This is a genomic window from Plantactinospora mayteni, from assembly GCF_016862935.1.
Lineage (GTDB): Bacteria > Actinomycetota > Actinomycetes > Mycobacteriales > Micromonosporaceae > Plantactinospora > Plantactinospora mayteni.
Genome location: NZ_BONX01000002.1, coordinates 185,797 through 207,456 on the forward strand (window position 1 = coordinate 185,797; position 21,660 = coordinate 207,456).

The following is a 21,660-nucleotide window of genomic DNA, read 5'->3' on the forward strand; positions in this document are numbered from 1 at the left end:
CCTCCAAGTATGTGACCGTGCATCGTGCGGAGGAACATCGAGATTGTCTCGGTAAAATATAGTGCCGACCGGGCCGACTCCCAACGCTGCGGAGGTTGCGATGTCGACAGACCAGCCGCCCGATCCGAGCGCCTCCACCGTGGAGATGCCCGCCACCGAACTGGCAGCGCTGGAGGCGTCGATAGCCCGGACGGAGGCGGAGTGGCAACGGCTGCTGGCCGGCACCTACCAGGGCACCGATTCCGCCCGTCTCGTCACGGCCGTGGTCGACGGCCAGGGCATCGTGGTCACCGTGACGTTCGCGAAGACGATCGCCCGACACGAACCGGCGGTGGTCGAGGAGGCGGTCCTGGCCGCGGTCGCCGCCGCGCAACAGGTCCTCGGCGACGCCCTCGGCGCACTCGCCGTCGAGGTGGCGGCGCCCGCGCCGCAGCACGCCGGGCCGGGTCGGGAGCGGGCCGGCGCGGACGACTGGCGAACCGCCGACCTGGCACCGGATGCCGGGGCGGAACTGCCGGGTCTGCCCGGCGGAGTGGTGGGGAGGGCCGACGGGTGAGCGGGCACGACGACGCGGACGACCTCGAACCGCTGGTGTACTCACCGCACGACGAGACACGATACGAGGAGATGGCCCGACGGGCGATTGCCGCGCTCGACGGGATGGACGGCGCACTGCGCCGCCTCGCCGCGACCGAGGTGGAGGGGCACAGCCGGGACCGCCGGGTGAGTGTCCGAGTGACCGGGTCGGGTTCGGTCACCGAGGTCCGGCTGCGCGGCGGCGCGCTGCGTCAGTACAACCACGTCCGGCTCGGCGAGGTGGTCACCCGGGTGCTCCGCGCCACCCAGCTACAGGCCCGCGAGGCGTACGGGCAGGCGGCCGGCGACCTGACCCCGCCCGAGGTGGCCGAGTGCGAGCGGCTGATCCGCCGGGCACGGCGCTCGTGACCCTGGGATCCGCATGGCTATGCCACCGCGAGTCTCATCCGCGAGGTCGATGCTGCCGGCTTGCTGGCTCCGCACCGTACGCTACCGACTCTTGACCAAAGGCCCGCCGTCTAACGCGGCCCCCGGTGTTAGGTTGCCATTCACCCGACGAGGAGATCGCCGATGGCTGACAACTTCCCGCCCGAGCTTCGAGAGATAGCGCAGGACCTGGCATGGGTGGAAATGACCGCCGCCGCCATCCGGGCCACGGCACCCGGGCGGGTCGAGACCACCGATCGCAGCGGAACTGTACGGCTCGTACTCGGCCCGGACGGCCTGCCCGAGTCGATCGACGTCGGCCAGGACTGGCAGCGAACACTCGGGTCGGAGTCGATCGGTGCGGCTGTCACCGAGGCGGGTCGGGCTGCGGTCGAAAAGCGGGCGGAACACTGGTCCGAGGCGCTCGATGAACGTACGAAATCGGAGACCGGCGAGTCGACTGGGACACCCGATGAGCTGGAGCCCTACGCCGACGCGCTGCGGCAGAGCGTCAACTCGATGATGGAAAGCGCCGCACGGATCACGCCGCGCCCGCTCGACGCGGTGCTGCGGGAGTTCAACGATGTGCTGAGTGAGCCGTTCGACCCCGCCGACATGGAACCACCCCAGGGCACCGGCGTCACCGGGTTCGGCAAGTTGACGCTGACCCTGCGCTCCGACGGCACCCTGTCGTGCGCCGTGGACCCGCACTGGGCGGCCGAGCTGTCGGCCGAGGAGCTGACCGAGGAGCTCAACCGGGCCCTGGCATCCGCCCGAGCCGAGCTGCCCGACGGCATCGCCGCGCCGACGGCGGCGACCGTGCGGCTCCAGGCGCTGACTGCGGAGTTGCTGGCCATGATCCGGCCGACCTGACCGCCTCCATCCAGCCTCCCACCCGCCAGGACCGAAGGGATCCTCACCCATGGCCGATCGCGACACCTTCGCGTTTAACGCAGAGCGAGCACAGAGGCATAGCAAGAAGTGGCAGGAAGAGTCGAAGAATCTGGCCGACGCCGGCTCCTTGCTGAGCCGGTCCCGGTTCCGCAGTCTGAGCGAACCCGGCATCTTCGCTGAGTTGATGCCCCAGCACGAGGCGCTCGTCGCGAAGATGACCGCACGCTACTCGGAGGGCGCGGCGGTCTGGTCGACGATCGGCGAGTTCCTCCTGATCGCCAACGACAAGTTCCAGGCCGAGGAGCAGCAGGCCGTGCAACGCCTCCGCAAGCTACAGGACGCGATCACCGCCAACCCTCAGCATCCAGCCGGCAACTCACCGGGGATGAAGCGATGATCATCCCAGGCGTCCCAGTCCTGCTGCCCAGAATCGAGCGTCTGCTGCGGGAGTCCTGGGCGAACAACAAGGGGCTGATACCGGACATCGGGAGCCTCGGTGTGCCCGAAACGCGCGAGCAACTGCAACAGCTGCTGCGGAAGTTGTCCGAAATCCTGGGGGAACTCCAGAAGGAGGCCAACAGGATCAATACAAGCAGCTGGAAGATCATCATCCCCGCGCACGTCCGCGGGCTGCTGGAGCTCGCGGAACGGGTGTTGGCCGAGTCCACGCGGTTCATGAGGGAGGCGTCGACGGTGCCGTTCGCCGTACTCGACGACATCCAGATGTGGCAGAAGATCCAGATGGCGAGCGACAAGGTGCGGGACAACATGGGCCCGCGCGGCTTCGACCGCGACCTGGACTACGCGGGCAGGGCGGCGGACAAGAGCTGGGAGGGGAAGTTCTACGACGCGTACACCTCCCAGATCGCGAACCAGTCCAATGCGGTGGCGGTCACGGCGACGATGGCGAACCGGGCACACACCTACCTGTCCACCGCGTTCGTTTCGGCGTGTTTCAGCTACGCGGCCTGGGTGAACCTGGCGTACAGCCTAACGATGTTCCTATCCCGGATCGGACTCGGCAACCCGACTCTCCTCATCGACGGCGGCCAGTACTCGCAATTCATGAACCTGTATCTGAACGCGAAGTTCACCGAGGGGCTCTCCAAAACGAACATCGGGTTCCAGGCGCTTCTGATGAAGGCGCTGATCGACTCGCGAGAGGGACTGACCCAGGCGGGGCAGCCCGAACCGGGGCAGTACGGCGTCGACCGCGAATGGCCGAACCCGTTCAACGACCGGCTCTACATGCGGGTCCGGGAGGAGAACAATCGGGTCGTTCTCGACGGTGGGGCCGGGACTGGCAAGAACGAGTACCGTCCCTCCCCCAGGTAGTGCCGCACCGGCCGGCGCCGGTCCCACACACCCAGACACGGCGGCGGGGACCGGGGCCGAGTTCACGCATGGCGCGGCCCCTGGTCCTCGGCGCGCGTCAGCTCGGCCCTGGCGTTGGGTCCGGCGCCGGGGCAGCGGACCCGGCTGTAGGGCCTGCCGGGCCGACCGTCGGCAGTGGTGAGAGTCGCAGTGCGGCCTCCGGGTCGAGCGCGACCCCGGTCGGCAGCAGTGCCAGGATGCTCGCCGGCACCTGCACCGGCCGGGCACCCGCATAGCCGAGCGAGGTCTGCACCTTCTCCAACTCCGGGCGGGACAGCGGAAACTTCAACCCCTGGTCGGTGACGAGATAGACATTGCCGGCGGCGTTGGCGCCGATCGGGTTGGCGGCCCGCACCAGGGCCGCGTGCCCGCCCGGCAGTGCGACCCGGTCCGCCGGCCGGACCCCGTCCGCCCCGGCCCGCACCTCCGTCGCCGGCTCGTCGATCGGCGGGACCTCCTCGGGGACCCTGCCGAAGGCTTCGACGGTGACGGGATGCTCCGCCGCACCGCCGTCGTCCCGGTAGCTCGCGCACACCATCGGGGTCGAGATCTGGGCGCCCCGTACCTCGGGGACCTCGTCTGGCAGCCCGGGCGGTTCGGCCGGGGTGTCCACGATCACCCGGCCGGCCTCCTGCGCCGGGATCTCCCTGGCCGTATGCCCGACGGCTTCGAGGAGCCGGGCGGTGACCGCGCCGACCGGGGCGAGCCCGTCGGCGAGCATCACATAGGACTTGCCGGCCGCCCGGAACAACTGGCCGACCCGGGTCGCCTCGCCCGCGACCGACTGCCGGGCCGGTGTGCCGGCGCCCGGCGGCGCAAGCGCCGTTAGGTCCGGCCCCGGCGGTACGGAGTTGAGGAATGCCTCGCCCACCGCCACCGGGGCGATCCCGGCCCAGCCCAGCGCGGCGAGTACGCCGTTGCCGCGTACCCGCAGCCGGTGCCCGTCCCAGAGCAGGTAGCGCTCGCCGCCGTCGACGCTGACCAGCAGGCCCTGCCGGCCGACCGGCGTGCCACCGCTGGGCGCCCAGCCGACCAGCACATGCGTGGCGCGGGCGACCGAGGTCAGCGAGCGGGGCGCGCTGCACACACTGACCGGCAGGCCCAGCAGGGCCGACTTCGCCGGCAGCGAGTCGGGTGCGCCGGGTATCCCGATCGGCAGCCCACGCGGCACCATCCGAAGTGAGCTCTCCGCCATCGTCCGCACGGCCGGCTCCGGCTGACCCAGGATGAGAAGTGCGGACGTCCAGTTGAGCACCGGGTGCAGCCGACCCTGGGTGTAGATGAACTTCGCTCCGGTGTTCCGCTCCACGATGATCGCGTTCTCCACCGGCTGACGACCGCCCGGCCTGAGCAGCCCGTAGACGCCGAACCCGGCGAAGAGCAGCACCGCGACCAGCAGGCTGCCGAGCATCGCTAGGGCGAACCGCCGCATCGGCAGCTCGTTCGTCTCCGGTTCGCCGGAGAGTAGTGCGGAGACGATCCGCCGGATGAGAAACCGGTATGCCTGGACCTGTTCCCGACGACTGCGCATCGCCACCCTGCCTTCGACCCGATGCGGCATCATACCGCTGGGCCGTACAGTGTGGACCATGCCGGAGTTGATGGCTGTCGGTCGACCCACGGGCCGGTTCGGCACGGTACAGCTCGTCGCGGTCGAGCTGACGCTCTTCGCGGTCGGCACGGCCGTCTACGCACTCTCGCCGGGGCAGGGTGCGCTGACCGGGGCCGTCGCCGCCGTCCTGCTCGTCGGCACGTTCGGTCGGTCCGGCGGACGCTGGTGGTACGAGGTCGCGGGTGCTCGGCTCCGGCTGGCCCGCCGACGCCGCGCCAGACTGCGCTCGCCGCACCGCGCCTGGGCGTACGATCCACTGCTGGCCATACTTCCGCCGGGGCCGAGCACCACCACCGTCACCGACCGGTCCGGCACGATCGGGGTGGGCCAGGACGCGCTGGGCTGGTTCGCGGCGATCGCGGTGCGCCACCCCGACGCGCTCTCCGGCGACCACCGCGCGACGCTGCGGCTCGACTGGCTCGCCGGCCTGGCGGCCGATCCGGCACTGCCGGCCAGTACCCTACAGGTCGTCGTGCGGCACTCGGCCCTGCCGGTCGCCGACGTCGACCCGCGCACCGCTGCCACGCAGTCCTATCTGGAGCTGTGCCGGATGCTCTCGGTCCCGGCGCACCACGATGTGTGGATCGCGACCCGGCTCGCCGCCCCCGACGCGGTGCCGATGGCGGCGGATCGCGGGGGCGGGCCGGCAGGCGTACACCGCGCGCTCGCCGCCGCGCTCGCGCGGGTGGGCACCGGGTTGACCAACCTCGGCATCGAACACACCGTGTTGGACGGGGACGGCCTGCGCCAGGCGCTGGCGTACTCGTGCGGCCTGGACGGCGTGGCAGCGCCCGTACCGGCCCAGGAACGGTGGTCACGCTGGCAGGGACAGCACCGGGTGCAGGTCTGCTTCGCGGTACGCTCCTGGCCGGCGAAACCACCAGGAAACCCGCCAGCGAAACCCTCGGCGAACATTTCGGTGGGCAAGGCGGCGAACACGTCGGTGGACCTGCTGCGGGCGCTGACGCAGGTTCCGTCCGCTGTCGACGTGAGCGTCGCGGTGGTGTTCGGTCGCCGCCATGACTCGGGCACCCCGCACCGCGGAGCGGCAACGGCCCGGACCCTGGTACGCGTCACCGCGGCACCGGAGTCGGTCGATGCCTGTGTCCGGCAGTTGCTGGCCAACGCCGCCAGCGCGGGCGTCCGACTCGTCCGACTCAACGGTGAGCACGCCACCGGGGTGTACGCGACCGCACCGACCGGCGCCACGCTGGGACTGGTTTCCCGGTGATCTCGACCCGTCGACCGGCGCGGCCGGACCCGGCCTTGTCCGGGACCGCGACCGGAACAGCACCGGATGCCTCGGGGAGGTGCGATGCCGACCGGTGATCCGAAGACCGTAGCCCCGGAGCGCCGGCTCGTCGGCGACCTGCTCGGCCGGCTCGCCGTCGACGTCGACGCCATCGGCGTGATGTTGGGCCGGGACGGCGCGAACCAGCCGGTGCCGCTGCGCCTGTTCCGCCCCGAGCCGCTCACCGTGGCGTTCGTCGGCGACTGGTGGACCGCCCAGGTGCTGCTGTTCCGCTGTCTCGGCCATGGCGCGCGCGTCGCGGTCGAAGCCGTGGACGCGGTCAATCCGGCGGCGGTCGGCACGATTGCCACGATGGCGCACTGGCTCGCCCTGGACAGGGCCGCCGGTGGCGCCGGTGACCGGGTGTGGCGCTCGGCCTATCCCGGTGGCGACGAGCCGGCCGCCCTGGCCCGACCGCTGCTCCGGCTCCGCGACGTCGGCGTGCACGGCCCGGAACGGCGGCCACCGACCCGGGCTTGGGAGACCCAACTCACCGTGCTGCCCCGGCTGACTCCGGCCGGCGTACCGGTGCTGGCCGGCGCCGACGTGGTGCTGGTGCAGCGGCTGACCCAGCCGGAGGCGGCGCTGGTCGGTTCGGCGCTCGACCTGCCCAGGGAAGGGTGGTCGACGCTGTGCACCATGCGGAACGAGATGGTCGCCGCGTTCGGCGGCGGATCCACCCGGTATGTCTGGCTCACCCCGACCCGATTCGAACGCCAACTCTTCGGCTGACTGCCCCCGCCGCCATGGCGCCGAGCACAGCCGAGCGGCGGCCGACGTCGGGCGGTCAGCCGCGGATGGCGCGGATCCAGCCGAGCAGGCCGCCGACCCAGACCGCCAGCGGGAAGATGGCAAGGATCAGTACCACCTCAAGGATGTCCAGGGTGCGCCCCCAGACCGGTGAACTCGGCCGGCGTCCTCCGGCGAGCGCGAAGCCGATGCTGATCGCGGCGATCACCAGCAGCACCCCGAGGAGGAGCGTGAGGCGCCACGCGAGGCCGAGGTCGTCGTAGGCGGCGACCACGGCAGCGGCCAGTGCCACGGCGCCGCCGCCCAGCAGCGGCAGCCGCTGCGCCCGGCTCAGGAACCAGCGGGCCCGGGCCATCATCGTCAACCCCAGTACGACGCAGAGGGCCAGCCCTCGGATGCCGTCGGAGGAGACGGCGACGGCGGCCACGGCACCGATGATCGCCAGCGCGCTCAGCATGCCGGCCAGGAACGCGGCGGCCCGGTCGGAGCGGGTGAGCGTCTGGCGGCCGTCGACGGAGTGCTCGTCCTGGCGGAGATGCTCGGGATCGCTCGGCACCGACGGATCCGGCAGCCGGCCGAGCCGGTAGGCGAACATCGGCAGCAGCGGAAGCGTCGCGAAGACCAGCGTCACGGTGACCGCCGCCGCGGCCGGGGTGCCCACGTCGAAGAGCACCCGGATGGCGGCGGCGACGAGCAGCGCCGCCGCGCAGGCAGCGCCGCACAGGAAGACCGGTTCGGCGTCGCCGACACCGATCGCGGCGGCCGCCACCGCCAGCACCACCGCGGTCGCGGCGACGAGCACGTGCGGCGGGGCGAGTTGGCCGACGGTCCGGTCCTCGGCCACCACCAACAGGCCCCCGACGGCCGCGTAAACGAGCGCCACCAGCGCGAAGACCGTGGCGCTCCGCGCGTCGCCGACCGCCCGGGCCAGCACCACCGCGCCGAGCAGCAGCGCGGCGGAGAGGCCGAGCCCGACCAGGCCGCCCGGAAGCTGCGGCGGGCCGGCGAGCAGCACTGCGACCGCGCCGCCGACCAGTGCCAGCACCCCGAGGGTGAGGCCGAGCGCCCGGGTCGCGGCCGGACTCCACCGGCCGGTGCGTTCCCGGGCGGCCGTGGCGACGGCGTCGACCACGTCGTCGAAGACCGGTAGCGGCGCCTCCTCACCCCGGGGCCGCAGGTAGAGCAGCTCGCCGTCGCGTACCTCGAGCTGGGCGGGACTGCGCGAACTGTCCAGCGCCGCACCGCCCATCCGGGACAGCGTCCAGCCGTTGCGCGCCGCCGGGTCGTCGGCCAACTCGTCGCCGGCGTAGCCGAGCACCGTCGGCAGCAGATCGGCCAGTGGTACGTCCGCAGGCAGCGCGAGATCGACGCGACTGCGTGGCGCTACTACCGTGACCCGGCTGAACCCACTGGCCACGCCTCAACCTCCAGGTCGACGATGCCGGGACATTATCATCCGCGACGCCCGGTCGTGGCGGCGACCGGACGCTGCCGAAAGCCCTGCTCGGCACCGGTGGCGGCGCCCGCTCGTTCGAGAATGGACAGTGTGCCGGCCGGCAACCGCCGCCGTGCACCATCTGGGCGAGACGTCGACGTTCGTGCTGCCGCGGTCACTGCCGGCCCGTCCGGGACGGTTCGGCCGCGGCCTTTCGCGCCGTCCGCCAGCCACGGCGCCGTCCCCGTCGGATGACCGGTACGGACGCCAGGAGCAGTAGCGCCAGCGCGACGCCGACCACGGCGATCACCCCGGATGCGACGCTCACCGCGCGCAGTGGGGACGGGCGGGCGACCGGGCGCGACACACTGCCGGCGGCTCCCGGGTCCGGTGCGTCGGCCGGGCGCAGGGCGCCGACCGCGCGTACCGGATTGATCAGCCCGTGCCCGACCTGGGAGTTCCACAGCCCGTCGGGGTGGTCGGCAGTCTGGGTGATCCGGTCCGCCACCTGGCCGGGTGACAGCGTCGGGTCGTACGCCCGGATCAGCGCGGCCAGCCCGGAGACGTACCCGGTGGCGAAGCTCGTGCCCCCCTCGGCGGTGAACAGGTAGCCCCCGCCGGCCGCCGCCGGGCCGGCGATCCGCTCGCCGGGTGCCGCCACGTCCACGAAGTCGCCGCTGGTCGACGACTGCACGTGCGCGTCGGCGGCGTTCACCCCGGCGACCGCGATCACCCCGGGATAGGCCGCCGGAAAGGTGGGCTGGCCTGCCTCCACACCCGACTCGCCGGTGTTGCCGGCGGCGGCGACCACCACGACCCGCCGGGCGATGGCGTGCGCGATGGCCGCCTGCAACTGCTGGGTCGGCGGGGTGGTCAGCGACAGGTTGACCACGTCGGCGTCGGCGTCGGCGACCGCCCACCGGATCGCCTCGGCGATCCGCCCGGAGAGGTCGGCCTCCTCCGACCTGCGCTGGTCGCGGAGCACGCGTACCGGCACGATCTCGGCTCCGGGTGCCACGCCGTAGAAGCGGAAGCCGGCGCTGACCGCCTCCCGGCCGGCGATGATTCCGGCGATCAGGGTGCCGTGCCCGTTCTCGTCGCACTGGCCGTCGCCGCCGGAGCCGGAGAGCAGGTCCCGGCCGGGCAGCACCTTGCCGGCCAGGGTGGGGTGGTCGGCGGAGACGCCGGAGTCGACGACCGCGACCCTGACTCCCACTCCGGTGCTCAACGGCCAGGCCAGATCGGGGCGGAGCCGGGTCAGTGGCCACGGGGCGGCGGAGAGCGCGTCGGTGACGCTCGGGCCGCAGCGCGCGGCAGCGTACCGGCTCGACGGGGTGGCCGCTGCCGGGGCGCCGGCCGGGGCGACCAGGCCGACTGCCAGCAGCGCGGCCACTGCACGCACCGTACGCCGCGCCGGGAACCGCCTCGGTCGGCGCGGCGCCGCGACCGCCACCGGAGACCGGTTCCGGCGCGCGTCCAGGTCAGCTCGCACCCCCGCATTATGCCGCCACGCGCGGCCGGAGCGACTCCACTCGTCCCGGGGATCTGGACGCATATCCTACTTCCCACATAGGATTAGGTCGGCTAGCCCGCGCCGAGCCACCGGAGGTCTCCGATGCCGAGACTGTCGCGCTTCAGTCGGCTGGCCAGCCCGGTCGACACCGCCACCTACGGCGAATACCGGATCGCCACGCGGGCCGACGACCCGCGCCCGCGCTACCGGTTCACCGGACGGATCACCGAGGAGAGCCCGGCCGGTTTCACTCCCCGGGTCGGCCGCTACCACCTCTACGCCGGCTGGTTCTGCCCGTGGTCGCAGCGGGTCACCATCACCCGGGCCCTCGCCGGGCTCACCGACGTGCTCAGCGTCTCCTATGTGGACAACCATCGGGACGGGCGCGGCTGGGCGTTCCGGGAGCAGCACGGGCCGGACCCGGTGAACGGGTTCGCCCTGCTCCGCCAGGCGTACGAGGCGACCGAGGAGGGCTTCGACGGCCACGTCTCGGTACCGATGCTGTGGGACCGGGCCACCGCCGGGGTGGTCAGCAACGACTTCCGGACGATCGGCATCGACCTCGCCACCGCGTTCCGCCGGCACGCCACCCCGATCGTCGAGACGTACCCGGAGGAGTACCGCGACGAGATCGAGGAGTACGACGCCTGGCTCGGCCCGGCGGTCAACCACGGAGCGCAGGCCGTCGCCCGGCCGGGTACGGAGGGTGCCGCCGCCCGAGCGACGCTGCTCGACGCGTTCGCCACCCTCGACGCCCGGCTGGCGACCCGGCGCTACCTGGTCGGTCCGCACCTGACCGAGGCGGACATCCGGCTCTGGGTGACCCTGGTCCGGTTCGACGTCGGACCGAACTCCCGCCGGACGATCTGCCCCGGCCTGGCGGCCTACCCGCACCTGTGGGCGTACGCGCGGGATCTCTACACCCTGCCGGCCTTCCGGCGGACCACCGACTTCAGCTCGTTCACCGTCGCCGATGCGGTGCTGCCGGACTGGCACGCCCCGGCGGACCGGCCAGGCCAGGCCGCGCCGGCCGGACCGCCCCGGGGTCGCGACCGACGCCGCTCCGGCCCGGCGTCCGGCATCCCCGTCTGACGGCAGGCCGAGCGGGCCGCCGACAACCTTCCCGGATGGTCGGTGCGGCCGGGTCAGCCGGCCGACCGGCGACGCGCCGCCGGATCGGCCAGCGCCGGCGGCTGGTAGCCGGTGTCGGCCGGGTTCAGCGTGGTGCCGGGCGGCACGATCTCGTCGATCCGGTCGAGCACGTCCCGGGAGAGCGTCACCTTGGCGGCACCGAGTTGGGACTCCAGGTGCTCCAGCGTCCGGGGACCGATGATCGCGGAGCTGACCGCCGGATGCTCCAGCACGAAGGCGATGGCCAGGTGGATCAGCGAGAGTCCCGCCTCGGCGGCGAGGGTGCCGAGCGCCTCCACCGCCGCCAGCTTGCGCACGTTCGCCGGCAACCGGGGGTCGAACCGGCCCGGGAAGCGGTCCGCCCGCCGGGAGATCGGCTCGGTCAGCCCCCGGTGGTAGCGGCCGGCGAGCCAGCCGCCGGCCAGCGGGCTCCACGGGATGACCGCCAGGCCGTACCGCTGGGCCACCGGCAGCACCTCGCGCTCGACCGCCCGGGCCAGGATCGAGTACGGCGGCTGCTCGCTGACCACCCGCTCCCGCCCCCGGCGCTGCGCGATCCACTGCCCCTCGACGATCGCCGACGGCTCGAAGGTGGACGTGCCGATGTACCGCACCTTGCCCTGGTGCACGAGATCGCTGAGCGCGCCGAGGGTCTCGTCGAAGTCGGTCTCCGGCTCCGGCCGGTGCACCTGGTAGAGGTCGATCCAGTCGGTACCCAGCCGGCGCAGGCTCTGCTCCACCTCCCGGACGATCCACCGCCGCGAGTTGCCCCGGTGGTGCGGGCTGTCGCCGATCTGGCCGTGGAACTTGGTGGCCAGGAAGACCTCGTCCCGGCGACCGTCGGCGAGCGCCCTGCCGACGATCTCCTCCGACTCGCCCTGCGAGTAGACGTCGGCGGTGTCGATCACGTTGATGCCCTCGTCCAGGGCCCGGTGGATGATCCGGATGCTGTCGTCGTGGTCCGGGTTGCCCCGGCTGCCGAAGTTCATCGCGCCCAGGGTCAGCGGGCTGACCAGGACTCCGGTACGGCCAAAGGGCCGGTAGTCGACCATGTCACTCCTTAGGAGACGGACGTCGCGAGGGCGTCGGCGCGAAACTGGTTGGCCGGGCGGGGCAGGCCGTAGTTGTCCCGGAGGGTACGACCGGCGTATTCGGTGCGGAACAGCCCGCGCCGTTGCAGGATCGGCACCACCTGCTCGACGAAGGCGGCCAGCCCGGAGGGGAGCACCGGCGGCATCACGTTGAAGCCGTCGGCGGCCCCGTTCTGCCACCAGTCCTCGACAGCGTCGGCGACCTGCTCCGGCGTACCGGCGAAGGTGCGGTGCCCGCGACCACCGCCGAGCCGGCCGATGAGCTGGCGTACGGTCAGCCGCTCCCGGCGGGCCAGCGCGACGACCAGGGTACGCCGGCTCTTCGCCCCCTCGATCTGCTCCTCGGCGGGCAGCTCGGCCGGCAGTTCCCGGTCCAGGTGCAGGTCGTCCGGGGAGATGCCGAGCGTGATGGCGAGCTGCCGCTTGGCGTACTCCGGCACGATCAGCCGGTCCAGCTCGTCGGCCAGAGCGTGCGCCTCCGCCTCGGTTCCGCCCAGCACCGGCACGATGCCGGGCAGGATCCTGATCCCGTCCGGGTCCCGGCCGAGCGCTCGGGTGCGGGCCTTCAGGTCGGTGTAGAACGCCTGCGCCTCGGCCAGGGTCTGCTGGGCGGTGAAGACCGCCTCGGCGTACCGGGCGGCCAGCTCCTTGCCGTCCTCCGAGGAGCCGGCCTGGACCAGCAGCGGATAGCCCTGCGGCGGGCGCGGCACGTTGAGCGCCCCGGCCACCTTGAAGTACCGCCCGACGTGCCGGGGTGGGTAGATCCGCTCCTGGTCGCCCCAGACCCCGGCCGCCTTGTCCCCGAGCGCCGCGTCGTCGGCCCAACTGTCCCAGAGTTTGCGCGACACCTCGATGAACTCGGCGGCCCGCTGGTAGCGGTCCCGGTGCGCGGGCAGCTCGTCGAGGTTGAAGTTGCGGGCCGCGTCCGCGCCGGCCGTGGTCACGATGTTCCAGCCGGCCCGGCCGCCGCTGACATGGTCCACCGAGGCGAACCGCCGGGCCAGGTTGAACGGCTCGTTGTACGTCGTGGACGCGGTCGCGATCAGTCCGATGTGCTCGGTCACCCCGGCCAGCGCGGTGAGCAGTACGGTCGGCTCCAGCGCCCCGGACGGCCGACGGCCGACGTTGTTCCACAGCACCGGGCTGTCGGCCAGGAACAGCGAGTCGAGCTTGCCACGCTCGGCGATCCGGGCCAGTTCCTGGAAGTGCCCGACGTCGGTGTGCGCGAACGGGTCGCTCTCGGGCAGCCGCCAGGCCGCCTCGTGGTGCCCGACTCCCATCAGGAACGCGTTCAGGTGCAGCGTGCCCGGTCGCCGGCTCATCGGGAAGTCTCCTCGGTCGCGGGGCGCCCGCCGGGCGAAGCCGGTTCCTGGGTGACGCCCAGGGCGGCGAGCAGCCGCTCGCGGTGTTCCAGGAAGCGCGGATGCCGGTGCTGGCGCGGCGCCGGCAGCTCGATCGGGGTGTCCACGGTGATCCGGCCCTCCTCCAGCACCAGTACCCGGTCGGCGAGCGCGACCGCCTCGTCCACGTCGTGGGTGACCAGCAGCACCGCCGGCCGGTGCCGCTCGCACAGCTCGCGGAGCAGGCCGTGCATCCGGATCCGGGTCAGCGCGTCCAGCGCGCCGAACGGCTCGTCGGCGAGCAGCAGTCTCGGCTCGCCGACCAGCGCACGGGCCAGCGCGACCCGCTGCTGTTCGCCGCCGGAGAGCTGGTTGGGCCAGGCCCGCTCCCGCCCGGCCAGCCCGACCTCGGCAAGCCGCTCCTGGCCGCGCCGGACCGCCGCCGCGCCGCTGGCACCGAGGACCACGTTGGCCAGTACCCGCTGCCAGGGCAGCAGCCGGGCGTCCTGGAAGATCACCGAGGAGTTCGCCGGTACGTCGACCTCCCCGTCGCCGGCCACGTCCGGGTCGAGCCCGGCGAGCGCCCGCAGCAGGGTGCTCTTGCCCGAGCCGCTGCGCCCCAGCAGCGCGACGAACTCGTTCTCGCCGATCTCCAGGTCGAGCCCGTCGAGCACGGTACGCCCACCGAAGCGCCGGGTCAGGCCACGCACCCGGACCACCGACCCGGTGCCGGCGTGCCCTTCGATGTCGACGTGTACTTCGGTGTCGACGTGTACGTCCGTGTGGACGGTCAGTCCGCCAGGGTGCGGCGCCATGACAGGGCCCTCCTCTGCACGAGCCGGACGGCGCCGTCGGAGAGCAGTCCGAGGATGCCGTAAAGCACCAGGCCGACGATGATGATGTCGGTCTGGCCGTACTGTCGGGCCAGCTCCATCATGTAGCCGATCCCGCTGGTCGAGTTGATCTGCTCGACCACGACCAGGGCGAGCCAGGCGGAGACCACCGCGAACCGGAGGCCGAGCAGGAAGCCGGGCAGCGCGCCCGGCAGCACCACCCGGCGGACGAACTGGGTGGGGCGGAGCCGCAGCGACTCGGCCAACTCCACGTAACGCTGGTCGATGCTGCGCAGCCCGTTGTGGGTGTGGATGTAGACCGGTACGAAGACGCCGAGCACGATGGTGACGACCTTCATCCGCTCGTCGATGCCGAGCCAGAGGATCAGCAGCGGCAGCAGCGCCAGCGCCGGGATCGCCCGCTTGATCTGCACCGGCCCGTCGATCACCGCCTCGCCCCACCGGCTCAGCCCGGCGACCAGGGCCAGCACGGTGCCGATCAGCACCCCGAAGGCCAGGCCGAGCCCGGCCCGCTGGGTGGAGATCAGCAGGCTCTCCTGGAGCCGCCCGCTGGCGATCAGGTCACCGGTGGTGGCCAGCACCGTCCACGGCGCCGACAGGGTCCGCTCGTCGAGCAGGCCGGTCAGCGAGCCGAGCGACCAGACCGCGAGCAGCAGCAGCGGCCCGACCGCCGCGCCGAACGGGATCGGCCGGCCCGGTCCGAGCCGCCGTCGACGGCGGGCATCCGGTCGCCGCGCCGCCGGGCTCGCCGACTTCCGCTCCGGAGCCGGAGACGGGGTCGGGGGCGGGGACGGGGACGGGGACGGGGACGGCCGGGTGGTCACCGGATCAGCCTGGGTGGTCACTTCAGCCCCTCCCCGAACGCGGCGGCGCCGAGCGGCTCGTAGCGCCGGTCGTACAGGTCGACCGCGTTCAGCGGCTTGTTTCCGGTCTCCCTGGCGAGCAGGTCGATGGTCTGCTGGTGCCGGGCGATCACCTCGGACCAGTCGGCCGGGATCTCCGGCACCCCGGCGTTGTCGACCAGCCACTGACCGTCCTCTCGGGACAGTCCCTGGTCCTGGACGTAGTACCGGTCGATCCACTCGTCCGGGTTCTGCTCGATCCACACCCAGGCCCGCGCCCAGCGCTGGACGTACTCGCGGATCGCCGCCGCCTTCGCGGAGTCCTGGAGGATGCGCTCCGGGGCGTAGAGGTGGCCGGGGTCGTCCCGCAGTCCGTGCGAGATGGTGGTGCCGCCGTCCCGGCCGTACTTGGCCAGGTAGCGCTTGATGTTGATGCCGCCGATCGGTGCCGCGTCGACCTGGCGGCTGGCCAGCGCGGTCGGGTACACGTCGCCGGTGCTGGCCAGCTCGACCAGCTTGACATCCTCCTTGGCCAGTCCGGCCTGGTGCAGTACCCGGAGCACCAGCGCGCCCTGCGCCTGCCCGGGGCTGTAGGCGATCCGCTTGCCGCGCAGGTCGGCCAGGCTGCCGACGCCGGCACCGGGAGCGATGCCGAGCTGGTAGATCGGGTGGTTGACCGGGTCCTGCCGGAACTTGGCCGCGACGATCCGGGTGGGCAGCCCGGTCCAGGCGGCGTGGATCGGCGGGATGTCGGCGACCGAGCCGATGTCCAGCGCGTCGGCCCGGAACGCCTCCAGAGTCTGTGGACCGCCGCTGATGTTCGCCCAGGAGACCTCGAAGCTGAACTTCCCCGCCTCGCCGGAGAACTCGATCGCCTTCTGGAGTTCCTTGTCGCCGACCCGCAGCACCGTGCCGTCCGGTACCTCCGCCGGCAGTGGCGCGTCGAAGGCCAGCCGGACCGTGGGGGCCGCGTCGTCGGCACAGCCGGCGAGTCCGGCCACGGCGACCCCGAGGGCGGCGCCGAGGAAGGTACGCCGACGGAGCACCGGCGGCCCCGAACGGGGCAGGGCGGAAAGGGGCGGAGATGACATGGCGGACTCCTGCACGAATGGCCCGACGGGCCGGCGGACTGGATCGAAGGGAGGGACGTGGGGGATCAGGCGGCGAGCGAGGCGTACCGGCCCATGTGGTAGAGCAGCGGCGCCCCGCCGTCCTCGGTCTGCTCGCCAGCCAGCGGCTCGGCCAGCACGATCGCGTGGTCACCGGCGATCACGCGTTCGACGACCCGGCACACCAGCCAGGCCACCGGCCCGTCCAGCAGCGGCACCCCGTACGGGCCGGGCTGCCATCCGGGGTGCCGGGCGAACCGGTCGATGCCGCTGGTCGCGAACGTACGGGCCACCTCGTGCTGCCCCTGCGCCAGCAGGTGTACGGCGACGTGCCCGGTACGGGCCACGGTCGGCCAGCTCGACGACGTCCGGGACAGGCAGAACGAGACCAGCGGCGGATGCAGCGAGACCGAGGTGAACGAGGTCGCGGTGAAGCCGACCGGCGGTTCCCCGGCGGCGGTCACCACCGTCACCGAGGCGGCCTGCCGGCGCAGCAGTGCCCGGAACCGCCCCGTATCGATCGGGGCGTCGGCCGGGGTGTCGATCGGGGTGACATCGGTGATGGTCATGGCGTCTCTCCTAACCATCGGAGAACTGCCGCCGGCGGCGGCGCGGCTGGGCGTCGACGATCTCCGCTGCGGGTCCACCGTGGAGGGTGGAGCGCCCGCATCGGCGGAGCGGTGCGTGAGGTCGCCAACACGACGGTGTGCGGCGGGATACGGCGGGGTGCCTTGTGGCGGGATCAGCGGGCGGTGGCCCGGCGACGCGACCGGCAAACGGCCGGGACGGTCGAGGTCAGCGGGAACAGCCCGCGTTGGCGTGCCGCGCCAGGTCGACGCGTAGGCGGCGGCACCGGTTGGCGCGGCGGATGGCCCGAGGTGGATCCCACGGTCGGCAGGTGCCGGTTACGGCGTGCCGACGGGAGGGGTGGCAGCCGGTCAGCTCAGACAGGAACTCGACCACACCCGACCGAAGTCGATGTGGCCGCGGATCGTCAGCCGCAGCTCGCTGGACATGAGTCGAGTTCACCCGGCGGCCGTCGTGGTGTCAACGTCTGATGCCTTCGATGTCGTTCTTCGCACGTCGGGGCGCGATTCCGTTGACCTAATACCTACTTTGACGGTAGGATTTCTAGGTTAATCCGGCCCACGGTCGGCTCCGACCCGATCGCCCTCGGGCGGCGGGGCGACCTTGGCGACATGCGAACGGTCGTGCTATCAATACCGGGTGAGCAAGGGCGCGGCCACCCGACAGGCGGTGCTGGCGGAGGCGACCGAGGTCGCGAGTCGGCTCGGTCTCGGCGGCCTCACGATCGGTTCGCTCGCCGCCCGGCTCGACATGTCCAAGAGCGGCCTCTTCGCGCACTTCCGCTCCAAGGAGGCGCTGCACCTCCAGGTGCTCGGCTACGCCCGGGACGCCTTCACCGCCGAGGTGATCCGGCCGGCTCTGCGCGCACCCCGGGGCGAGGCCCGGATGCGGGCGCTCTTCGACAACTGGTACCGCAGTGTCAGCCTCCCCTCGGCCTGCCTCTTCGTCTCGGCGTCCACCGAGTTCGACGACCAGCCCGGCCCGGTCCGGGACCAACTGGTGGTCGACCACAAGGACCTCTTGGACGTGATCGCGCAGATCTTCCGTACCGGCGTCGCGGAGGGGCAGTTCAGCGAGGCCGCCGACCCCGAGCAGTTCGCCCACGACCTTCAGAGCGTCATGCTCGGCGCCTTCCACGCGAAACGCCTGCTGGACGACCCACGCGCCGAGACCTGGACCCGACGGGCCTTCGAGGCCCTGCTGGACGCCGCCCGAGCCACGTCCGACTGAACGTACCCAACCCGAGGAGTCGCCATGACCAGCCCACACGCCCGACGCAAAAAAAGCACGATCGTTCGTTCCTTTCGCCGCGCCGCCGCCAGTGGTGGACTACGGGTCGTCTTCCGTGCCCTCGAACACCTGGCGCCGGAGGCCGGTGGCCGGCTCGCGCTGCGGCTCTGGTGCACCCCGCCCCGCCGCCGCGGCACCGCCCCCACGGTGCCGGCCGGACCCGCCGCCACCTTCACCGGACCGTACGACGGCGCCCCGTTCACCGTCGACGTCAACGGCGGTACGGTCACCGGCCGGGCCTGGGGCAGCGGCCCCTTCGTCTACCTGGCGCACGGCTGGGGCGGCTCCGCCACCCAGCTGCACGGATTCGTCCCCACCCTGGTGGCGGCCGGCTACCGGGTGGTCGCCTGGGACGCGCTCAGCCACGGCCGGTCCGGACCGGGCGCGCTCGGCCCGCACCGCGCCACACTCAGCGAGTTCGCCGACGCGCTGACCGCGGTCGTCCGGGCACACGGCCCGGCGCACGCCGTGATCGCCCACTCGCTCGGCGCCAGCGCGACCGGGCTCGCCGTCCTCGACGGGCTGCCGGTACGCCGGCTGGTGATGATCGCCCCACTGGCCGACCCGCTCCCCTACATCGGGGCGTTCCGCCGCACCCTGGGCATCGGCCCGGTGGTCGGTGACCGGCTCGTCGCGATGATGGAGTCGCTGGTCGGCCGTTCGATCACCGACTTCGACCTGGGCACCCGGGCCCGACAGGCCGGCGAACTGCCGCCGCTGCTGGTCGTGCAGGACCGCAACGACCGCGAGGTGGACCCCGCCGACGGCGCCACCATCGCCACCGCCTGGCCGGGCCGGCTGCACCGCACCACCGGGCTCGGGCACGGCCGCATCCTGGCCGACCCCGAGGTCGTACTCCGGGCGGTCGACTTCGTCCGCGAGACCGGAACCCGGCCCGAGGTGCGCCCGGTAACGCCGGCGGATGCGCTTCCGGCACCGCAGAAGCAGGAAGACACCCTCCCGGTAGCACCGGCGGATGTGCTGCCGGCACCGCAGGAGGTGGCCTGACCCCGGGCGGCAGCGGCGGCACGACGGACCGGACCACGCTCGGCACCACCGCCGACGTCCCGCGATGGGCTGACCCTCGCCGGGTACCGGCCCGGAACGTGAAACCCCGTGCCACACTTGCCGGATGCGGCGCCTGGTGACCCTCGTGGCGGCGGCGGTGCTGGTCCTCCCGGTCGGCGGCGCCGCAGGCCGGCCGGCCGCCGCCGGGCAGCCCCCCGGGCAGGTGGCGGTCGGCGTCCGCGCCGCCGCCGGTACCCCGGTCTGCACCGTCGACGACGAACGGCTGCCCGAGGTCTCCGGGCTGGCCGCCACCGAGGACGGCTACGTGGTGGTCAACGACAGCTCCGATGTGGACAACCGGCGGCGGATCTTCTTCCTCGACCGGAACTGCGCGGTGACCCGCGCCGTGCGCTACCCGTCCCGGCCCCGGGACACCGAGGACCTGACCCGGGCGCCGGACGGCACGATCTGGGTCGGCGACATCGGCGACAACGACCGGGTACGCGAGACCGTGGCGCTCTGGAAACTGGCCCCGGGCGCCGAGTCGCCGGTGCTGCACCGGATCAGCTATCCGGACGGCGCGCACGACGCGGAGGCGCTGCTGCTCTCCGGCGACGGCACCCCGATCATCGTCACCAAGGACCCGGGTACACCCGGTCTCTACGCGCCGGCCCGGGCGCTCCGGGCCGGGCAGACCACCCCGCTGCGCAAGGTCGGCCAGTTCACCCTGCCCAGGAGCACCACCAGCAATCCGTTCTCGATCTTCGGACGGCAACTCGTCACCGGCGGCGCCGTCGCCCCGGACGGCAGCCGGGTGATACTCCGCACCTACGCCGACGCCCTGGAGTTCGACGTCACCGGCGGCGACGTGGTCCGCGCCGTCACCGAGGGGACGCCCCGGGTCATCCCGCTGCCCGACGAACCGCAGGGCGAGGCGATCACGTACGGCCCGGACGGGACGGCGCTGTTCACGCTCTCGGAGAAGGCGCAGGGCGAGTCTGCGGCCGACCCGGTGCTGCTGCGCTATCCGATAGCGGACCGGGAGCCGAAGTCCTCCCCGTCGCCCAGCGCCAGTCCCCGCGCCACTCCCGCCAGCACGGAATCCGACCTGGACCGGGTAGCGGAGTCGAGCCGGGACGTCACCGGCCGGTTCGTCGGCGCGGTGGCGCTGACCCTGCTGGTCCTGGTACTGGCCGGCGGATTCGCCATCTGGCGAGCCCGCCGCCGGCCGTCCGGCCGAGGTCGCTAGTGCCGTCGCCGAAGAGGTACTCGCCGGTTCACGAGGAAGGCATCCGCTGAGGCGGCCATCCCCTCAAGAGCGCAGGGTGACGAGACCTCCTGTCCGGAAAAGAGCCTCTCGTGAGAGGTTGGACAGCATGGGCGGATCGTCTGAGCACCCCGAACTCTGGGCGTACCTGGAATCACTGCACCGCGGCGAGCTTCTTTCCGGCACCGTCACCGCGATCGAACGGTTCGGCGTATTCGTGGCACTGGACGACGGCCCCGACCATCCGGTCTTCCCCGGCGTCGGGTTCATCACGCTGCCCGAACTGTCCTGGCGACGCTTCGAGGCACCCTCCGACGTCGTGCGGGTCGGACAGCGCGTCTCAGCCGAGTTCCTCCAGTTCGACGACTGGAACCTGGAGGCCAGACTGTCGCTGCGAGCGACACAACCAGACCCGTTCCGGGCATTCGCCGACGGCACTGCGGTGGGGCAGAAACTGCGTGGACGGGTCACCAAGCTGGTGCCGATCGGCGTCTCCGTCCAGGTCGCCGAGGGAATCGAGGGACTGGTCCACCTATCGGAACTCAGCTGGACGCCCGTTGAAGCTCCGTCGGATGTCCTCCAGGTCGGCGACGAGGTCACGGTCGTCGTCACCGAAATCGACCGAGAACGACGCAGGGTCGCGCTCTCCCGCCGGCAGGCTCATCCGACCGCCGGCAGCTAACCGAGCCCCACCGACTGCCTGGCCCGGCTCAGCTTCCGGTGGCGCCGTCGAAGAGTCGGCGGTAGTCGCCGTAGCCCTCGCGTTCCAGGTCGGTCAGCGGGACGAAGCGCAGCGCGGCGGAGTTCATGCAGTACCGCATCCCGCCCCGGTCCCGTGGGCCGTCGTCGAAGAGATGGCCGAGATGGCTGTCCCCGTGCGCCGACCGCACCTCGGTACGGACCATCCCGAGACTCGTGTCGTCGATCTGGACGACGTTCGCCGGTTCGATCGGGGCGGTGAAGCTCGGCCAGCCGGTACCGCTGTCGAACTTGTCGACGGAGGCGAACAGCGGCTCGCCGGAGACGACGTCTACGTAGATGCCCGGCTCCTTGCTGTCCCAGTAAGCGTTCCGGAACGGCGGTTCCGTCCCGCTCTCCTGGGTGACGTGGTACTGCTGCTGGGACAGCCGGGAAACCGCCTCCGGGTCCTTGCGGTACTCCTTCGACACCACCGGTCCTCCTTGCCCGGATCCTGCCCGCCACTGGTGCGCCGGGCACTGGCTGCCACCGGAAGGCACTGGTCACGCGGGCGGCAGAGCCGGACTTCCCTACCCGGCCGGGGCGACCGGAAACCCCGCGAGGCGGACC

22 protein-coding genes are annotated in these 21,660 nt (G+C 72.4%); 12 read left to right on the forward strand and 10 right to left on the reverse strand.

What is annotated here, in order from left to right:
- Positions 1–100: 100 nt before the first annotated feature.
- From Pma05_RS01250 to Pma05_RS01270, 5 genes are all read left to right on the forward strand, one after another.
- A complete protein-coding gene (locus Pma05_RS01250; protein WP_203855353.1) occupies positions 101–556 on the forward strand; it encodes a YbaB/EbfC family nucleoid-associated protein in 456 nt (151 codons plus the stop codon).
- Positions 553–945, forward strand: coding sequence for a YbaB/EbfC family nucleoid-associated protein (locus tag Pma05_RS01255; RefSeq protein ID WP_203855354.1), 393 nt, complete (start codon positions 553–555; stop codon positions 943–945). Before Pma05_RS01250 ends, Pma05_RS01255 begins: the two co-directional genes overlap by 4 nt.
- 162 nt (positions 946–1,107) lie before the next feature.
- Positions 1,108–1,836: a hypothetical protein gene (locus Pma05_RS01260; protein ID WP_203855355.1), complete on the forward strand. Its 729-nt coding sequence runs from the start codon at positions 1,108–1,110 to the stop codon at positions 1,834–1,836.
- 49 nt (positions 1,837–1,885) lie between these two features.
- Positions 1,886–2,254, forward strand: coding sequence for a hypothetical protein (locus Pma05_RS01265; RefSeq protein WP_203855356.1), 369 nt, complete (start codon positions 1,886–1,888; stop codon positions 2,252–2,254).
- Entirely contained in the window at positions 2,251–3,192 is a 942-nt protein-coding gene (locus tag Pma05_RS01270) for a hypothetical protein (protein WP_203855357.1), read from the forward strand. The genes Pma05_RS01265 and Pma05_RS01270 overlap by 4 nt, the downstream gene beginning before the upstream one ends.
- Positions 3,193–3,289: 97 nt before the next feature.
- Here Pma05_RS01270 and eccB read toward each other — a convergent pair whose 3' ends face one another.
- On the reverse strand, positions 3,290–4,762 hold the full coding sequence (gene eccB / locus Pma05_RS01275) for a type VII secretion protein EccB (protein WP_203855358.1): 1,473 nt from the start codon (positions 4,760–4,762) through the stop codon (positions 3,290–3,292).
- A gap of 58 nt (positions 4,763–4,820) precedes the next feature.
- Between eccB and Pma05_RS01280 the strand changes: the two genes are divergently transcribed.
- A complete protein-coding gene (locus Pma05_RS01280) occupies positions 4,821–6,074 on the forward strand; it encodes a type VII secretion protein EccE (protein WP_203855359.1) in 1,254 nt (417 codons plus the stop codon).
- 84 nt (positions 6,075–6,158) lie between these two features.
- The gene (locus Pma05_RS01285) at positions 6,159–6,866 is read left to right on the forward strand and encodes a hypothetical protein (protein ID WP_203855360.1); all 708 of its coding nucleotides are present in this window, start codon (positions 6,159–6,161) and stop codon (positions 6,864–6,866) included.
- 55 nt (positions 6,867–6,921) lie between these two features.
- Here the strand turns inward: Pma05_RS01285 and eccD are convergent, their stop codons facing one another.
- Both eccD and mycP read right to left on the reverse strand, forming a co-directional pair.
- Complete coding sequence (eccD, locus tag Pma05_RS01290; protein WP_203855361.1) at positions 6,922–8,301, reverse strand: type VII secretion integral membrane protein EccD; 1,380 nt, start codon at positions 8,299–8,301, stop codon at positions 6,922–6,924.
- Positions 8,302–8,494: 193 nt separating this feature from the next.
- The gene (gene mycP, locus Pma05_RS01295; RefSeq protein WP_239311484.1) at positions 8,495–9,811 is read right to left on the reverse strand and encodes a type VII secretion-associated serine protease mycosin; all 1,317 of its coding nucleotides are present in this window, start codon (positions 9,809–9,811) and stop codon (positions 8,495–8,497) included.
- A 123-nt stretch (positions 9,812–9,934) separates the two neighbouring features.
- On the opposite strand from mycP, the gene Pma05_RS01300 reads away from it, so the two are divergent.
- Positions 9,935–10,924, forward strand: a complete 990-nt coding sequence (locus tag Pma05_RS01300; RefSeq protein WP_203855363.1) for a glutathione S-transferase C-terminal domain-containing protein — start codon at positions 9,935–9,937, stop codon at positions 10,922–10,924.
- A gap of 53 nt (positions 10,925–10,977) precedes the next feature.
- Here the strand turns inward: Pma05_RS01300 and Pma05_RS01305 are convergent, their stop codons facing one another.
- The 6 genes from Pma05_RS01305 to Pma05_RS01330 form a co-directional block, all read right to left on the reverse strand.
- Entirely contained in the window at positions 10,978–12,015 is a 1,038-nt protein-coding gene (locus Pma05_RS01305) for an aldo/keto reductase (protein WP_203855364.1), read from the reverse strand.
- A gap of 8 nt (positions 12,016–12,023) precedes the next feature.
- Entirely contained in the window at positions 12,024–13,376 is a 1,353-nt protein-coding gene (locus Pma05_RS01310) for an LLM class flavin-dependent oxidoreductase (RefSeq protein WP_203855365.1), read from the reverse strand.
- Complete coding sequence (locus tag Pma05_RS01315) at positions 13,373–14,209, reverse strand: ABC transporter ATP-binding protein (protein ID WP_203855366.1); 837 nt, start codon at positions 14,207–14,209, stop codon at positions 13,373–13,375. Before Pma05_RS01315 ends, Pma05_RS01310 begins: the two co-directional genes overlap by 4 nt.
- On the reverse strand, positions 14,185–15,093 hold the full coding sequence (locus Pma05_RS43335; RefSeq protein ID WP_275414624.1) for an ABC transporter permease: 909 nt from the start codon (positions 15,091–15,093) through the stop codon (positions 14,185–14,187). The genes Pma05_RS01315 and Pma05_RS43335 overlap by 25 nt, the downstream gene beginning before the upstream one ends.
- Positions 15,090–16,181: an ABC transporter substrate-binding protein gene (locus Pma05_RS01325; protein ID WP_203855367.1), complete on the reverse strand. Its 1,092-nt coding sequence runs from the start codon at positions 16,179–16,181 to the stop codon at positions 15,090–15,092. The genes Pma05_RS43335 and Pma05_RS01325 overlap by 4 nt, the downstream gene beginning before the upstream one ends.
- 65 nt (positions 16,182–16,246) lie before the next feature.
- Entirely contained in the window at positions 16,247–16,768 is a 522-nt protein-coding gene (locus Pma05_RS01330; protein ID WP_203855368.1) for a flavin reductase family protein, read from the reverse strand.
- A 658-nt stretch (positions 16,769–17,426) separates the two neighbouring features.
- Here Pma05_RS01330 and Pma05_RS01335 point away from each other — a divergent pair.
- The 4 genes from Pma05_RS01335 (at position 17,427) to Pma05_RS01350 (ending at position 21,034) form a co-directional block, all read left to right on the forward strand.
- The gene (locus Pma05_RS01335; RefSeq protein ID WP_203855369.1) at positions 17,427–18,017 is read left to right on the forward strand and encodes a TetR/AcrR family transcriptional regulator; all 591 of its coding nucleotides are present in this window, start codon (positions 17,427–17,429) and stop codon (positions 18,015–18,017) included.
- Between the two features lie 24 nt (positions 18,018–18,041).
- Positions 18,042–19,085, forward strand: coding sequence for an alpha/beta fold hydrolase (locus tag Pma05_RS01340; RefSeq protein WP_203855370.1), 1,044 nt, complete (start codon positions 18,042–18,044; stop codon positions 19,083–19,085).
- 124 nt (positions 19,086–19,209) lie between these two features.
- Positions 19,210–20,334 (forward strand): SdiA-regulated/phytase-like domain-containing protein, encoded by a 1,125-nt coding sequence (locus tag Pma05_RS01345; protein WP_203855371.1) that lies wholly within the window; start codon positions 19,210–19,212, stop codon positions 20,332–20,334.
- Between the two features lie 127 nt (positions 20,335–20,461).
- On the forward strand, positions 20,462–21,034 hold the full coding sequence (locus Pma05_RS01350; RefSeq protein ID WP_203855372.1) for a S1 RNA-binding domain-containing protein: 573 nt from the start codon (positions 20,462–20,464) through the stop codon (positions 21,032–21,034).
- A 28-nt stretch (positions 21,035–21,062) separates the two neighbouring features.
- Here Pma05_RS01350 and msrB read toward each other — a convergent pair whose 3' ends face one another.
- On the reverse strand, positions 21,063–21,524 hold the full coding sequence (msrB, locus tag Pma05_RS01355) for a peptide-methionine (R)-S-oxide reductase MsrB (protein ID WP_203855373.1): 462 nt from the start codon (positions 21,522–21,524) through the stop codon (positions 21,063–21,065).
- Positions 21,525–21,660 lie beyond the last annotated feature (136 nt).